16 protein-coding genes are annotated in these 15,224 nt (G+C 68.3%); 7 read left to right on the top strand and 9 right to left on the bottom strand.

From position 1 onward, the window contains the following. Positions 1-3: 3 nt before the first annotated feature. The 6 genes from ABD104_RS14165 to ABD104_RS14140 all read right to left on the bottom strand — a co-directional run bounded on the left by ABD104_RS14165 (position 4) and on the right by ABD104_RS14140 (position 4,919). Positions 4-786, bottom strand: coding sequence for a sulfate/molybdate ABC transporter ATP-binding protein (locus ABD104_RS14165; RefSeq protein WP_087840452.1), 783 nt, complete (start codon positions 784-786; stop codon positions 4-6). After that, positions 783-1,532, bottom strand: a complete 750-nt coding sequence (modA, locus tag ABD104_RS14160; RefSeq protein WP_087840451.1) for a molybdate ABC transporter substrate-binding protein — start codon at positions 1,530-1,532, stop codon at positions 783-785. The genes ABD104_RS14165 and modA overlap by 4 nt, the downstream gene beginning before the upstream one ends. 9 nt (positions 1,533-1,541) lie before the next feature. Continuing rightward, positions 1,542-2,219 carry a molybdate ABC transporter permease subunit gene (modB, locus tag ABD104_RS14155; protein ID WP_087840450.1) on the bottom strand — a complete coding sequence of 226 codons (678 nt, stop codon included), beginning with the start codon at positions 2,217-2,219 and terminating at the stop codon, positions 1,542-1,544. Positions 2,220-2,290: 71 nt separating this feature from the next. Further along, complete coding sequence (locus ABD104_RS14150) at positions 2,291-2,650, bottom strand: winged helix-turn-helix domain-containing protein (RefSeq protein WP_087840449.1); 360 nt, start codon at positions 2,648-2,650, stop codon at positions 2,291-2,293. Positions 2,651-2,730: 80 nt separating this feature from the next. Then, positions 2,731-4,194, bottom strand: a complete 1,464-nt coding sequence (locus ABD104_RS14145; RefSeq protein WP_087840448.1) for a sensor histidine kinase — start codon at positions 4,192-4,194, stop codon at positions 2,731-2,733. Beyond that, entirely contained in the window at positions 4,191-4,919 is a 729-nt protein-coding gene (locus tag ABD104_RS14140) for a response regulator transcription factor (RefSeq protein WP_087840447.1), read from the bottom strand. The genes ABD104_RS14145 and ABD104_RS14140 overlap by 4 nt, the downstream gene beginning before the upstream one ends. A 139-nt stretch (positions 4,920-5,058) precedes the next feature. On the opposite strand from ABD104_RS14140, the gene ABD104_RS14135 reads away from it, so the two are divergent. The 3 genes from ABD104_RS14135 (at position 5,059) to ABD104_RS14125 (ending at position 6,815) form a co-directional block, all read left to right on the top strand. Continuing rightward, positions 5,059-5,688, top strand: coding sequence for a cytochrome b/b6 domain-containing protein (locus ABD104_RS14135; protein WP_087840445.1), 630 nt, complete (start codon positions 5,059-5,061; stop codon positions 5,686-5,688). A 9-nt stretch (positions 5,689-5,697) separates the two neighbouring features. Further along, entirely contained in the window at positions 5,698-6,483 is a 786-nt protein-coding gene (locus ABD104_RS14130) for a molybdopterin-dependent oxidoreductase (RefSeq protein ID WP_087840443.1), read from the top strand. Between the two features lie 65 nt (positions 6,484-6,548). Continuing rightward, entirely contained in the window at positions 6,549-6,815 is a 267-nt protein-coding gene (locus tag ABD104_RS14125; protein ID WP_087840442.1) for a pentapeptide MXKDX repeat protein, read from the top strand. Between the two features lie 10 nt (positions 6,816-6,825). Here the strand turns inward: ABD104_RS14125 and ABD104_RS14120 are convergent, their stop codons facing one another. Then, entirely contained in the window at positions 6,826-8,754 is a 1,929-nt protein-coding gene (locus ABD104_RS14120; protein WP_087840440.1) for an aconitase family protein, read from the bottom strand. Positions 8,755-8,947: 193 nt separating this feature from the next. Between ABD104_RS14120 and leuC the strand changes: the two genes are divergently transcribed. Genes leuC through ABD104_RS14105 form a run of 3 tightly spaced genes read left to right on the top strand, consistent with a single transcriptional unit; the run spans position 8,948 to position 11,975 of the window. After that, positions 8,948-10,348 carry a 3-isopropylmalate dehydratase large subunit gene (leuC, locus tag ABD104_RS14115; RefSeq protein WP_087840439.1) on the top strand — a complete coding sequence of 467 codons (1,401 nt, stop codon included), beginning with the start codon at positions 8,948-8,950 and terminating at the stop codon, positions 10,346-10,348. A gap of 10 nt (positions 10,349-10,358) precedes the next feature. Then, a complete protein-coding gene (gene leuD / locus ABD104_RS14110; protein ID WP_087840438.1) occupies positions 10,359-11,015 on the top strand; it encodes a 3-isopropylmalate dehydratase small subunit in 657 nt (218 codons plus the stop codon). Between the two features lie 60 nt (positions 11,016-11,075). Further along, on the top strand, positions 11,076-11,975 hold the full coding sequence (locus tag ABD104_RS14105) for a LysR family transcriptional regulator (protein WP_087840437.1): 900 nt from the start codon (positions 11,076-11,078) through the stop codon (positions 11,973-11,975). A gap of 95 nt (positions 11,976-12,070) precedes the next feature. Here the strand turns inward: ABD104_RS14105 and ABD104_RS14100 are convergent, their stop codons facing one another. Continuing rightward, complete coding sequence (locus ABD104_RS14100; protein WP_087840490.1) at positions 12,071-13,579, bottom strand: CoA-acylating methylmalonate-semialdehyde dehydrogenase; 1,509 nt, start codon at positions 13,577-13,579, stop codon at positions 12,071-12,073. Between the two features lie 117 nt (positions 13,580-13,696). Here ABD104_RS14100 and ABD104_RS14095 point away from each other — a divergent pair, with 117 nt between their 5' ends. Then, positions 13,697-14,632, top strand: coding sequence for a LysR family transcriptional regulator (locus ABD104_RS14095; RefSeq protein WP_087840435.1), 936 nt, complete (start codon positions 13,697-13,699; stop codon positions 14,630-14,632). A gap of 11 nt (positions 14,633-14,643) precedes the next feature. Here ABD104_RS14095 and ABD104_RS14090 read toward each other — a convergent pair whose 3' ends face one another. Further along, positions 14,644-15,111 carry a winged helix-turn-helix transcriptional regulator gene (locus ABD104_RS14090; RefSeq protein WP_087840433.1) on the bottom strand — a complete coding sequence of 156 codons (468 nt, stop codon included), beginning with the start codon at positions 15,109-15,111 and terminating at the stop codon, positions 14,644-14,646. Positions 15,112-15,224: the final 113 nt, after the last annotated feature.

Genomic DNA, 15,224 nt, shown 5'->3' with positions numbered 1-15,224 from the left:
CGTTCAGGACGCGCCCGGGTTCAGCAGCGTGCGCAGGCGCTGGCGCATCGGCGTCTCGGCCGGCGCGTCGTCACCCAGTGCGCGGCGGACGAAATCGCGGCTTTGTCCGCTGCGCAGGTTCACTTTGCGCGTGACCTGCCCGTCCTGGTAAAGAAAGGCGACATTGGCCAGCTCCAGCACGTCGTCGATATCATGCGTGATCATCAGCACGGGGATGCCCCACTGCCGCGCTACCTCGGCCAGCTCCTTGCGCAGTTCGCCGCGCAGCATGGGATTCAACGCGGCGAAGGGTTCGTCCAGCAACAGGGCGCGGGGCTGGCAGGCCAGGGCCCGCGCCAACGCCACGCGTTGTTGCTGGCCGCCCGACAGCACGCCGGGCCGGCTGCCGGCCATGGCGGTCAGCCCGAAGCGGTCGATCAGGGCCTGCACGCGCCGCCCGTCCTCGGGCGACAGGCGACGACGGCGCCACGAGGTCAGGCCGAAGGCGATGTTCTGGCGCACCGACAGATGCGGGAACAGCGCGTAATGCTGGAACAGGTAGCCGATACCGCGCGCGGGCGGCGCGACGTCGATGCCTTGCGCGGCGTCGAACAGGGTCCGGCCGTCCAGCCGGATGTGGCCGGCTCCGGGCCGCAGCAGTCCGGCCACCGCCTGCAGGGTCAGCGACTTGCCCGAGCCCGACGGCCCGTACAGCGCGACGAAGGGCGCATCGGAGGCGAAGCGAGCCGCCAGGTCGAAGCGCCGGCTGCCGTCGCGCACCGTCAGCGCGATGTCGACATCGATCACGGCTTGCCGAATCCGTAGCGGTCCAGCACCTGCTGGCCGGGCGCGGACAGCAGGAAGTCGATGAAGGCCCTGGCCTGCGCCTGGTGCTTGCTGCCGGACAGCACCGCCACGGGATAGGTCACCGGCGTATGGCCGCCGGCGGTCAGCGTGATCCTGACCTTGTCCTGCATGATGGCCGCGTCGGTACGGTAGACGAAGCCGGCGTCCACCTCGCCCCGGCTCACGTAGTCCAGCACCTGGCGCACGCTGTCGGCCTGGATGAACTTGGGTTCGAGCGCGGTCCACAGGCCGGCGCGGTCCAGCGCCTGCCTGGTGTAGTTGCCCACCGGCACCGTGGCGAGCTTGCCGACGGCGATGCGCTTGACCGGCGCGCCGGCCAGGTCCTGCAGCGAGGCGATGGCAGGACCGCCCTGCGCGGGCGTGACCAGCACCAGGCTGTTGGCGGCGAAATCGCGCCGCGTCGGCACGTCGATCAGGTTCTGCGCCACGGCCTTGTCCATCGTGGCCTGGTCGGCGCTGGCGAACACGTCCACCGGCGCGCCCTGGCTCATCTGCTGGAGCAGCGTGCCCGAGGCCGCGAAGTTGAGCCGCACCGTGGTGCCGGGATGCCGTTGCTCGAATTGCTTGCCGAGGTCCTTGAAGGCGTTGGTCAGGCTGGCCGCGGCCGATACGGTGATCTCCTGGGCGCAAGCCTGAAACGGCAGGGCGAAGGCAAGCAACAGGGCGGCATGGCGGATGCGGGACATGGGGTTCCTTCAGCGTAGCGACAGATAGCGGTTGCAGGCCACCAGGATGGCGATGGAAATGGCCGAGGTGATGAGCACCAGCAGCAGGGCCAGGTCGTCCTGCCCCGCCTGCGTGGCGTCGTAGATGGCCATGGAAAGCGTTTGCGTGCGTTGGGGAATCGAGCCCGCCACCATCAGCGAGGCGCCGAACTCGCCCATGGCGCGCGCGAAAGCCAGCAGGGTGCCGGCCAGGATGCCCGGCCAGGCCAGCGGCAGGGTCACGCGCACGAACACCGACCAGCGCGACTGGCCCAGCGTGCTGGCGGCGGCTTCCAGGGTACGGTCGATGCCGCCGAATGCGGCGCTGGCCGACTTCAGGACCAGCGGCAGGGCGACGATGGCCGAGGCCACGACCGCGCCGTGCCAGCTGAAGATGATGGTGTAGTCGAAGTGCTCGTAGATCCAGCGGCCCAGGGGGCTGCGCCGGCCCGCCGCCAGCAGGATGGCGTAGCCGATGACCGTGGGCGGCAGCACCAGCGGCAGCATGAACACGGCCTCGGCCATCGAACTGCCCGGAAACGGCTTGCGCGCGAACAGCCAGCCCAGGCCCACGCCCGCGACCAGGGCCAGCACGGTGGCCAGGGCCGCGACCTTCAGGGACAGGATCAGCGGAAAAGCGTCGAAGGAATCCAGCAGCGCATTCGTCATATTCCGAAGAATACAGCGAATCCTGGCTGGACGGTAGCGCGAGCGAATGCCGGGCGGGGCCCGGACTCGCGTCAGTCGACGAGCATGCTTGCCATGGCGGCGATGTCCTCGGCCGCGGCCGAGCGGGCGGTGGCCTCGATCGAACGGTAGCGCCGTATGAGTTCGCGGCCCGCGTCGGTCACGACCGTGCCGCCGCCGCGCGCCCCGCCGGCGGCGCTCTCGACCGCGGGCTCGCGCAGGGACCGGTTCAACTCGTCCACCAGCAGCCAGGCTCGGCGGTACGACATGCCCATCTGCTGGGCGGCGGCGGTGATGGAGCCCGCCTCGAGAATGGCTTCCAGCAGCGCGATCTTGCCCGGTCCGATCGCGATGGAAGCGTCGCGGTAGACCCGCAGCCGGAACTGGAACCGGGGCTTGGTGGAGGTATCCATGGCACGAGGGGAAGCATCGGTGATGCCGCCGATTGTAGGCGGATAGGGATGCGTGCGGGCCGCCCGGCCCTATCGGCCGTTCAGTCGACTCCCAGCCTGAACCGGAACACGGTCCCGGGTCCGCCGTCTTCGACCAGGCGGATGTCGCTGCCATGCAGCGCGAGCATGCGCTGGACGATCATGAGCCCCAGCCCGCCGCTGTCCTGCGCTTTGCGGCCCCAGGCGGGGATCCGCTTGAACAGGCGGGGCCGCAGCGCCGCGGGGATACCCGCTCCGGTATCACGGACGTCCACCCGCACGCCGTTGCCGGCCGCCGCCAGCCCCACGGTGATCTGCGTGCCGGGTGGATTGTGGCGGATGGCGTTGTCCAGCAGGTTGGTCAGCACGCGCTCGATCATCGCGATGTCGGCATGCACCTGCGGCAATGCCGGCGGGATCTCGGTCTGCAAGCGCTGGCCCCGCGCCTCGGCCGCCAGCTCGAACTTCTGCACGACGTCCTGCACCAGGTCGGGCAGGGCGAAGGTTTCCCGCTCGGGCTGGACCAGGCCCGACTCCAGGCGCGCCAGTTCGAACAGCGCCTGCGCCAGCACGCCGACCTTGCGGCTCTGGTCCAGCGCGATGTCCAGGTAGCGATGGCGCTCGCACCGGGACAACAGACCGTCCTTCACGCGCAGGGTTTCCAGGTAGCCATGCAGCGAGGTCAGGGGGGTGCGCAGGTCGTGCGAGATGTTGGCGACCAGTTCCCGCCGCTGCTGGTCCTGGCGGGTCAGTTCGCGCCACTGCTCGGCGATGCGCCGGCTCATCTGCGCGAAGGCGGCGCGCAGCGTAGCGATCTCGTCGCGCCGGCCGTCGTCGGGCACCGGCTCCGGCGCCACCACGGGCACGTCGCTGGCGGCGTCGAAGTCGCGCACGGTATCGGCCAGTGCGCGCAAGGGGCGGGTAATGAGGCGGAAGGCAACGAGGCCCATGATCAGTCCCAGCAGCGCGACCAGTCCCATGGCCAGACCCGTCATGCGCCACACCGAATGGCGGGCGAGCCCGGCGGCCAGCGCATCGTGCGTCTCGCCCTGCAGGATGACGTAGACGTAGCCGGCTTCCTTGCCGTCGACGCGCACCGGGGCGGCGTTGAACACCTTGCGCGCGTCCGTGCTCCGGGGGTCGTCGCCGAGTATGGGCAATTCGGCGCCGGCCATCAGGCGGCGCACCGGTGCCAGGTCGATGTGATCGCGCACAAGGCGGCCGGGCGGGGCCGCATGGCCGACGATGCGTCCGTCGGGATCGAGCAGGTAGAGCTCGACGGCGGGATTCACCGCCATCAGCTTGTCGAACAGGTCGCGCACGGCATCCGGCTTCCAGCCGCCCGCGTCCATCAACTGCGCGGTACCGGCGATGTGCGCCGCCAGCCCGCTGGACAACTGCTGCACGACCTCCTGTTCGTGGCGCGCCGTGGCCTGGATCTGGAACAGCAGCGAGATCCCGCTGCAGGCCAGCAGCAGCACGGCGAACACCAGGGACAGGCGCTGCGTGAGCGACAGGCGTTTCATGGCGCCGCGGCCTCGTCCCGCACGCCCGAGGCGAACTTGTAGCCTCGGCCCCATACCGTCAGGATGCGCCGCGGCTCGGACGGGTCGTCCTCGATCTTGGTGCGCAGGCGGTTGATGTGCGTATTGACCGTGTGTTCGTAGCCGTCGTGCTGGTAGCCCCACACTTCGTCCAGCAGGTCCATGCGCGAGTACACCTTGTCCGGATGCCGCACGAAGAAGGCCAGCAGGTCGAACTCGCGCGGGGTCAGGTCGATGGCCCTGCCGTTCAGCCGGGCCGTGCGGGCCAGCGGATCCAGGTCCACGCCGTGCAACGACAGCAACCCCGCCTCGATGCGCGCATGGCGCGCCAGGGCGTCCACGCGGCGCAGCAGCGCCTTGACGCGCGCCACCAGCTCCAGCAAGGAGAAGGGCTTGGCGAGGTAGTCGTCGGCGCCCAGTTCCAGTCCGACGATACGATGGACTTCGCTGGAACGCGCACTGGTGATGATGATGGGGGTGTAGCGCGCCATGGCCCGGGCCCGGCGGCAGATTTCCAGTCCGTCCACGCCAGGCAGCATCAGGTCCAGGACCAGCGCATCCCAGGTCCCGCCCTCCAGCATGCGCATGCCCTGCTCGCCGTCGGCCGCATGCTCGACGGCATAGCCCTCGTCGCGCAGGTGCATGCGCAACAGTTCGGCGATATGGGCATCATCCTCGACGATCAGGACGCGCTTGACCCGTTCCATGAGCCTGCCTGTAGAAAACCGTAGACCGCATTCTCGCCAATCCCGGCGCGGGAAATCATCACATTTATTTTAAGTTTGCGTGAGGACTCCGGGATGGCGGGGGGCCAACAATGCGGCAAACCTCGAACGGAGAGCCCGCATGTCCCCGACGGCCACCCCGGCGATTCACCCCCCCGCTTCCCGCCTGCCCCCGGTCCATCCCGCGTGGGTGCGCATGTCGCATGCCCTGAATGCGCTGGCCGTGCTGGTCATGGTGGCGAGCGGATGGCGCATCTACAACGCCTCGCCGCTGTTCGGCTTCACGTTCCCGGAGGCGGTCACCCTGGGCGGATGGCTGGCCGGCGCATTGCAATGGCATTTTGCGGCCATGTGGCTGCTGGCCGGCAACGGCGCGGCCTATCTCGCGCTGAACCTGGCGACCGGGCGCCTGTTCCGTCGCTTCCTGCCGCTTTCGCCCCGCGGCGTGCTGCGCGACCTGGCGGCGGCGCTGCGCGGCCGCCTGGGCCACGACGATCCGCGCCGGTACAACCAGGTACAGCGCCTGGCCTACCTGTTCGTCATGGTCGATGTCGCGCTGCTGGTCGTGTCGGGCCTGGTGCTGTGGAAATCGGTGCAGTTCGGCATGCTGCGCGAGTTGATGGGCGGCTACGAGATGGCGCGCCGCGTGCATTTCGCCGCGATGGCCGCGTTGGTGGGATTCGTGGTCGTGCACCTGGCCATGGTGGCGCTGGTGCCGCGCACCCTGCGCGCCATGGTACTGGGCAGGTAGGGGACGGCCATGGAAAAACGTTCCCGCCTGTCCGCCTCCGATGCCGACCTGGCGTTGCGCGAAGCCCGGCGGCTGCTGGCCCCTCGGATCGAACGGCCCGAGCGGCGGGCCTTCCTGACCCGCACGCTGTCCCTGGGCGGGCTGGCCCTGCTGTCGGGCTGCGAGATCACCGGCCAGGCCGGTGTCGAGCAGGCGCTGTCGGCCGTTTCCCGTTTCAACGACAAGGTGCAGGGCTGGCTTTTCGATCCGGACGCCCTGGCGCCGACCTATCCCGCGTCCATGATCACGCGCCCCTTTCCCTTCAACGCCTATTACGGCGTGGAAGACGCCCCCGAGGTGAACGAGGCGGACTACCGGCTCGAGATTGCCGGCCGCGTGGCCGACCGCCGGCCATGGCGCCTGGCCGACTTGCGGGCCCTGCCCCAGGCCGAGCAGATCACCCGGCACATCTGCGTGGAGGGCTGGAGCGCCATCGGCCGCTGGGGCGGCGTGCGCTTCTCGGACTTCCTGGCCCGCATCGGCGCCGACACCGGCGCCCGATACGTGGGCTTCAAGTGCGCGGACGACTACTACACCAGCATCGACATGGCGACGGCCCTGCATCCGCAGACGCTGCTCACGTTGAGCTACGACGGGCGCACGCTGCCACGCGAATACGGTTTTCCCATGAAGCTGCGCATGCCGACCAAGCTTGGCTACAAGAATCCCAAGCACGTCCAGGCGATTTTCGTCACCAACGCCTATCCGGGCGGGTACTGGGAAGACCAGGGATACAACTGGTTCGGCGGCAGCTGAGCCGAGGTTCCATACGGCGCGGATTCCCCGCGCCCTCTTTCGACCCACGCTTCAAGGAGCGACGCATGAAGAAACTGACCCCTCTCGTTCTTTCCCTGGGCATGGCCCTGGCCGCCGTCACGGCCCACGCCGCCGATAGCATGGGCAAGGACAACATGGCCAAGGACGGCATGGGCAAGGACGCCATGTCCCAAACCGCGCCCGCCAAGGACGCGATGAAGAAGGACGACATGAAGAAAGATGCCATGGCCGGCGACAAGATGAAGCACGACGGCATGAAGAAGGACGACATGAAGAAGGACACCATGTCGAAGGACGGCATGAAGAAATAGGGTTCGGCGTCTATCTCCGCAGCTGTCCATAGTCCACGATCCGGCCCGCCAGCGCGCTGGCGGCCACCGAATACGGACTGGCCAGCCACACGCTCCCGGGCCCCGAGCGGCCCGGGAAATTGCGGTTGATCGCGCTGATCGTGACCTGCGAGGCCGAAGTCGACTGGCCCGGCCCGCAATTGGCGCACGAGCCGCAGCCCGGCATCACCAGTTCCACGCCGGCACGCTCGAAAACGTCCAGGTAGCCGCGCTGCTCGCAATAGCGCTTGACCTCCATCGTGCCGAACTGCAGGTAGAAGCGGGTGTGCGGCGCGATGCGCAGCCCCTGGTCCAGGCCCCATTTCAGGACCTCGTGGTAGGCGTCGAAATCGGCGCGCTTGCCGCCGGTACAGGAACCGCCGTAGGCAATGTCGACCGCCACGTCGCCGTCCAGCTCGGCGATGGCCACGCCGTTGCCAGGATCGCCCGGGCGGGCCGCCATGGGCCGCACGTCCGCGCCGTCGATGTGGATCACGCGGCGGTAGGCGGCGTCCGCATCGCTGGCCATCCAGTCCTCCAGCGCGAAGTCGATGCCGCGCCGTTCCTTCAGGAAGGCCACGGTACGTTCGTCGGGCTCGACGATGCCGGTGAACCCGCCCAGCTCGGCCACCATGTTGGTCAGCGTGGCGCGCTCGTCCACCGACATGGCGCGCACCGCCTCGCCTCCGTATTCGAACACCGCGCCGATGGCCTCGCCGTTGCGCACGGCCTCGGACCGCAGCAGCACCAGCACGATATCCTTGGCCGTGACGCCGGGCGCCAGCGTGCCCGAGACCTCCACGCGCAGGGTCTCCGGCACCTTGCAGCGAACGTAGCCGGTGGCCCAGCTGTTGGCCATGTCGGTCGAGCCCACGCCGAACGCCAGGCAGCCCAGCGCGCCGGCATGCGGCGTATGCGAATCGGTGCCGGCCACGACCTCGCCCGGCAGCGCGTGGCGCTCGGCCATCAACGCATGGCAGATGCCCTCCGACCCGCTGCCGTCGGGCAACTGGCCGTAGTGGCGCACCGGATAATCGTCGATGAAATCATGGTGTCCCTGCACCAGGGTCGCCACGCGCGGCAGGAGGCCACCCTTGACGTGCGGCACGCTTTGCGGCGCCAGGACCAGATGGTCGTGGAAGGCCACGATGCGGTCCGGATCGCGCAGCGGCGCCGGCTTGCCGTAGGCCAGGTGCATCAGGTGCGCGCTCATGCCGGTGAAATAGTCGTGGCTGAAGCGCCAGTCGGCGCGGATGAACACGCCGCTGCCGCGTCCGGCGTCCACGGTGTCCGGGTGCAGGTGCCGGTGGATGATCTTCTCGACCAGCGTCAGCCCCTTGCCCGGGGCGCGCGGCGTGGAAGCCGTGTCGGCCCGCAGCGCCTGCCGGCTGTAGGCCATCAGCCCGCCGCTGCGGATGATGGCCTGGGTCAGCGCGTCGCGGCCCTTCAGGAACAGTTCGATGGGAATGGACTCGCCGGCCTCGATCCGGCGCAGCACGTCGAAGTCCGTCGTGGTCAGGATGCCGATGTTGTCGCAGTTCTGCTGATAGATGCGCTCGAAACTCTCGGCCACGATCAGCCGTATGCCGGCCGACAGCTCGGCCAGCGGGCTGTGCTCGCGCGACGAACCCTTGCCGTAGCGCTTGCCCGCCACCGTGATGCCGAAGCCGCCCCGGCGCACGGCGTCCTCGCCTATGGGCAGCTCGTCGCCGGCCTTCAACCCCACGTAGGGATAGCGGCCCAGGCGCTCGTCGTACACCAGCATGGTCGTGACCGGCGTGATCTCGTCGGTCGACACGTCGTCGCGCAGCGGTCCGGCCTGGGCGAGCGAAACGGATTCGCCGGCCAGCTGGCGGCGGATACAGGACGGATCGCGCGACAGGTAAAGCACGCGGCCCTCGAAACGGATGCTGTCTTGCATGAACGACTCCTTTTCCGCACTGTAGAGAGGTTCGGAACGCTCATGAAGCATCAAATGGGCATGGCTGGCATCTCCATCGGCGAAATCGTTGCAAACCGGTTTCCGCCGCGACGGCAGCCATCTCGATTCATCATCTCTCGAACAACGCGCCACTCCTAGAATGAAGCGGTTCATGATGAAAAGGCTACACCGCATGCCGCGCACGCTCTACGATAAACTCTGGGACACGCACGCCTTCGCCGCCGAACCCGACGGCACCTGCCTCTTGTACATCGACCGGCACCTGATCAACGAGGTGTCGAGCCCGCAGGCCTTCGAGGGCCTGCGGCTGGCCGGCCGCGCGCCGTGGCGCGCCGATTCCTGTCTGGCGATCGCCGACCACAACGTTCCCACCACCGACCGCAGCCAGGGTATCGACGATCCGTTCTCGCGCGCGCAGGTGGGCGCGCTGGAGGACAACGCCCGCACCTTCGGCCTGACCTTCTTCGGCATGCAGGACCGCCGCCAGGGCATCGAGCACGTGGTCGGTCCCGAGCAGGGCGCGACGCTGCCCGGCATGACGGTGGTGTGCGGGGATTCCCACACGAGCACGCACGGGGCCTTCGCCTGCCTGGCGCACGGCATCGGCACCTCGGAAGTCGAGCACGTGCTGGCCACGCAGACGCTGATTGCGCGCAAGATGAAATCCATGCTGGTGCGCGTGGAAGGCATGCTGCAGTCCGGCGTGGTGGCCAAGGACATCGTGCTGGCGCTGATCGGCAGGATAGGCGCCGCGGGCGCCACCGGCCACGCCATCGAATACGCGGGCTCGACCATACGCGCGCTGTCCATGGAAGGCCGCATGACCATCTGCAACATGTCCATCGAGGCCGGCGCGCGGGCCGGCATGATCGCGGTGGACGACACCACCATCGACTACCTGCGCGGCCGGCCGTTCGCGCCGTCGGGCGCGCAGTGGGACCAGGCCGTGGCCTGGTGGCGCACGCTGCGTTCGGACGAGGACGCGGTGTTCGACACGGTGGTGGAGATCGATGCGGCGTCCATCGTGCCGCAGGTGACCTGGGGCACTTCTCCCGAGATGGTCGTGGCCGTGGATGGCAGGGTACCGGACCCCGACGCCGAAGCCGATCCGGTCCGGCGCGAAGGGATGCGCAAGGCGCTGGCCTACATGGGACTGGCGGCCAATACGCCCATCGCCGACATTCCCCTGGACAAGGTGTTCATCGGTTCGTGCACCAACTCGCGCATCGAGGACCTGCGCGCCGCCGCCGCCGTGGTCAAGGGCCGCAGCAAGGCGCCGAACATCCGGCTCGCGATGGTGGTGCCGGGTTCCGGACTGGTGAAGGCGCAGGCGGAACAGGAAGGCCTGGACCGCGTCTTCATCGACGCCGGCTTCGAATGGCGCGAGTCCGGCTGTTCCATGTGCATGGCGATGAACGCCGACCGGCTTTCGCCGGGGGAGCGCTGCGCCTCGACCTCCAACCGCAATTTCGAAGGCCGGCAGGGCGCCGGCGGACGCACGCACCTCGTCAGCCCCGCGATGGCGGCCGCCGCGGCCATCGCCGGCCGCTTCGTCGACGTGCGCGCCCTGTAAGGAGCCCATCATGGAAAAATTCGATCGTCTGCAAGGGCTCGTCGCACCGCTCGACCGCGCCAACGTCGACACCGACGCCATCATTCCCAAGCAGTTCCTGAAGTCCATCCGGCGCACCGGCTTCGGCCCCAATCTGTTCGACGAATGGCGCTACCTGGACCAGGGCGAGCCCGGCCAGGATTGCAGCGGCCGTCCGCTGAATCCGGACTTCGTGCTGAACGAGGCGCGCTACCAGGGCGCGACCATCCTGCTGGCCCGCGCCAACTTCGGCTGCGGTTCGTCGCGCGAACACGCGCCGTGGGCCTTGCAGCAATATGGCTTTCGCGCCGTGATCGCGCCCAGCTTCGGCGACATCTTCTACAACAACGCGATGCAGAACGGTCTCCTGCCCGTCGTGCTGCGCGAGGACGAAGTGGACGCGCTGTTCGCGCTGGCGACGCGGGAAAGGCCGGTTCAACTGCTGGTGGACCTCGAGGCGCAAACCGTGTCCGATCCGAACGGCACGCCGTCGTTCGCCTTCGACATCGCGCCCTTTCGCAAGTACTGCCTGCTGAACGGCCTGGACGACATCGGCCTGACGCTGCGCAAGGCCGACCAGATCCGCGCCTTCGAGGACGCACACCTGCGCGCGTACCCCTGGCTGTCGCCCGCGCGCCGGAGCGCCTGAGCGCGTTGCCCCCTGTCGCCCGCCGTGCCACAATCGGCGCAGCGACAGGAAGGCAAGACCATGAGCAATCTCGTCCGTAAACTCGACCTGACCTCGCTGCGCCTGTTCGTCGCCGTCTGCCAGGAACGCAACATCGCGCGCGCGGCCGAACGCGAGGCCATCGCGCCTTCGGCCGTCAGCCGCCGCATCGCCGAGATCGAAGGCGTGATCGGGCAGCCGGTCATCCACCGCGAATCGCGCGGCATCTCGGTCACGCCCATAGGCGAGGCCGTGTATCGCCACGCGCGGGAAGTCCTGGCCGACATCGAACGCATGGAAGCCGAGCTGTCCCAGTACGCCAGCGGCGCCAAGGGCACGATACGCATCGTCGGCAACATGTCGTCCATCGTGCAGTTCCTGCCCGAGGACATCGCCGCCTTCAAGCGCGTGTTCCCCGACGTGGACATCCAGATCGACGAGCAGACCAGCAGCCAGGTGCTGCGCAGCCTGACCGAAAGCGATTTCGACCTGGGCTTCTCGAACAAGGTCCCGGGCATAGAGCGGCTCGAGCACCTGCCCTACCGCAGCGACCGCCTGGTGCTGGCCGTGCCGCGCCGCCATCGCCTGGCCAAGGCGCCCGTGGTGCGCCTGCGCGACTTCATGGACGAGAACATCGTCGGCATGGGGCAGGGGACGTCGCTGACGCAATTGCTGGTCAAGGAAGCCGGACGTCTGGGCGCCACGCTGCACGTCAAGATCAGCGTCAGCAGCCTGGATGCCCTGTGCCGCATGGTCCACGTCGGCCTGGGCGTGGCGGTGGTGCCGCAGCACAGCGGCGAACTGTACGTGGGCACGCTGGACCTCGCGCTGATCCCCATCGACGAACCCTGGGCCGCGCGCGAACTCTTCGTGGTCTTCCGGCAGCGCGAGGGCCTCTCAGCCCCGGCCGCAGCATTAGTCAACTTCCTGATGAATAGGTAACCCCCCTACGCAGACCCAGGATGCGGTGGATCCGGCTTTGCCGGTCCACCCGCATCGCCCCCTGGGGGGCGCGCGAAGCGCGTAGGGGGGATCCTCTACTTGGCAATGGGCATGGCGAACTCCGCGCCCTTCTCGATGCTGCTCGGCCACCGCTGCATGATGCTCTTCTGCTTGGTGTAGAAGCGCACGCCTTCCTCGCCGTACGCATGCATGTCGCCGAACAGCGAACGCTTCCAGCCGCCGAAGCCGTGCCAGGCCATGGGCACCGGAATGGGCACGTTGATGCCCACCATGCCGACCTGGATGCGGCGGCCGAATTCGCGCGCCACGTTGCCGTCGCTGGTGAAGCAGCTCACGCCGTTGCCGAATTCGTGCGCGTTGATCAGCTCGACCGCCGAGGCGAAGTCGGGCACGCGCACGCAGGACAGCACGGGGCCGAAGATTTCCTCGCGATAGATGCGCATCTCGGGCGTGACATGGTCGAACAGCGTGCCGCCCATCCAGAAGCCGCGCTCGCAACCCGCGCCTGCCGACGCCGGATCGAAGCGGCGGCCGTCCACCAGCAGCTTCGCGCCTTCTTCCACGCCCAGGCCGATGTAGTCGCTGATGCGGCGGTGCGCGCCGGCATGCACGATGGGGCCCATCTCGGCGTCGAGCTCCATGCCGTTCTTGACCTTCAGCGCATGCGCGCGCTCGACCAGGCGCGGCACGATGCGGTCGGCCACCTCGCCCGCCAGCACCGCCACCGAGATGGCCATGCAGCGCTCGCCCGCCGAGCCGTAGCCCGCGCCGACCAGCGCGTCCACGGCCTGGTCCAGGTCGGCGTCGGGCATGACCACCATGTGGTTCTTCGCGCCGCCCAGCGCCTGCACGCGCTTGCCGTTGCGCGCGCCGGTCTCGTAGATGCTCTGCGCGATGGGTGTGGAGCCGACGAAGGACACCGCGGCCACGTCGGGGTGGGCCAGCAGGGCATCCACCGCTTCCTTGTCGCCCTGCACGACGTTGAACACGCCGTCCGGCAGGCCGGCTTCCTTGAGCAGCTCGGCCATCATCAGCGAAGGGGTGGGGTCGATGGGACTGGGCTTGAGCACGAAGCAGTTGCCCGCCGCGATGGCCACGGGGAACATCCACATCGGCACCATTACCGGGAAGTTGAACGGCGTGATGCCCGCCACCACGCCCAGCGGCTGGCGCAGGGTCCAGTTGTCCATGCCGGTGGAAACCTGGTCGGTGAACTGCGTCTTGAGCAGTTGCGGAATGCCGCAGGCGAACTCGACGATGTCGATGCCGCGCGCGACTTCGCCCTGCGCGTCGGTGAACACCTTGCCGTGCTCGGCGGTGATCGCGCGGGCCAGTTCGTCCTTGTGGCGGTTCAAGAGTTCGAGGAAGCGGAACATCACGCGCGCCCGGCGGATGGGCGGCACGTCGGCCCAGGCGGGAAAGGCGCGGCGGGCGCTGGCGACGGCGGCATCGACGTCGGTGGCGCCGGCCAGCGCCACCTGGCCGGAGACGGCGCCGGTGGCGGGATTGAAGACGTCGGCGACGCGCGATCCCTGCGAAGGCATCTTGCGGCCGTCCACCCAATGGACGATGGAAGCGGACATGGCGGTCATCCTGAGAAGAAGAGCAAGGCCTCCAGTCTAGGTCGGCCCGGTCGATTGGATAAGCCGGCCGAAGACGATTAAAGTGTTCAATAAATTGAACAATCTGAACGGAAAAACATGGCTGCCGATATCATCGGGCCCTGGGTGGCCGACATCCACCTGCTGACCGTGCTGGCCGAGACCCGCAGCTTCACCCAGGCGGCCCGGCGCCTGGGCCTGTCCAAGGCTTCGGTCAGCATGCGCATAGTCGCGCTGGAGCGCGCGGCCGGCGTGCCGCTGGTCCAGCGCACGACGCGCTCGGTCGTGCTGACCGACGCCGGCCGGGAACTGGTGGCCGACGCCGCGCCGGCGTTCGAGCGCATCGACGCCGGTTTCACGGCGGTAAAGGACCTGTCCGGCACGCCGCGCGGCACGGTGCGCGTCACCGCGCCGGTGGCGCTGGGCAGGCAACACGTCGCGCCGCGGCTGGCGGCGTTCTTCCGCGACTATCCCCAGGTGCGCATCCACCTCGACCTGACCGACCGCTTCGTCAACCTGGCGCAGGAAGGCTACGACCTGGCCATCCGCCACACGGCCGCCGCACCCGAAAGCTATGTTGCCTGGCCGCTGTGCGAAACCCGCTCGCTGCTGGTCGCCAGCCCCGCCTATCTGCGACGGCGCGGGGCGCCCCGGCACCCGCGCGACCTGGCGGACCACGATTGCGTGCTGTACCTCGGGCCGGGCGCCGATACCTGGACCTTCGTCGCGGCCGACGATGCGCGGGGCGAGACGATGTCGGTGCCCGTGCAGGGCCCCTTGAAGGCCAACAACAGCGAGGTGCTGCGCGACGCGGTGCTGGACGGACTGGGCATCGGCCTCTTGCCCGATTTCAGCGCGGCACCCGCCATGCGCCGGCTCAGGCCGGTACTGCCGGGCTGGCGCGTGCAAGGCTTCTTCGGCAACCAGCTGTATGCGCTGCGCCCCTGGGCGCCGCGCGTGCCGCGCGCGGTGCAATGCTTCGTCGAATACCTGCGCGAGTCGCTGGCGCAGGGCTTTCCCTTGCCGGACCGGTAGAACCAGAATACCTAGCGGTCCATGGGCAGGGCCAGGCTTTCCTTGACCTCTTCCATCACCACGTAGCTGTGCGACTCGGCCGCCACCGGCAGCTTCTTCAGGATGTCCCCCAGCAGCCGGCGGTACTCGCGCATGCCGCCCAGGCGCGCCTTGACCAGATAGTCGAAATTGCCCGACACCAGATGGCACTCCAGCACGTCGGGCACGTGCAGCAATTCCATGCGGACCTTGTCGAAGATCTCGCCCGATTTCGAGGCCAGCTTGATTTCGACGAAGACCAGCAGCGACTTGCCCAGCGCGGTGGGCGACAGGTGCGCGTGATAGCCGGTGATGACCTTCTCGCGCTCCATGCGCCGTACCCGTTCCGAGCAGGGCGAGGCCGACAGGCCGACGCGATCGGCCAGCTCGGTCATGGAAATGCGGCCCTCGCGCTGGAGGATGTCGAGGATTTTCCTGTCGGTGCGATCGAGCTCGTGCATGTCACTTCGTCCCCCCGGTTTGGACGGGGACCTTCCGGTTGAATTCATTGTCCAAGAAGTGAATTTCAGTGAAATTCACTGGATTATCGTTCCTATACTAGCTGAATACATAT

This window comes from Pigmentiphaga daeguensis, assembly GCF_039523035.1.
GTDB classification, from domain to species: Bacteria; Pseudomonadota; Gammaproteobacteria; order Burkholderiales; family Burkholderiaceae_B; genus Pigmentiphaga; species Pigmentiphaga daeguensis.
Note: the sequence above shows the minus strand (reverse complement) of the source record. Positions and strands in the feature narration are given on the sequence as shown.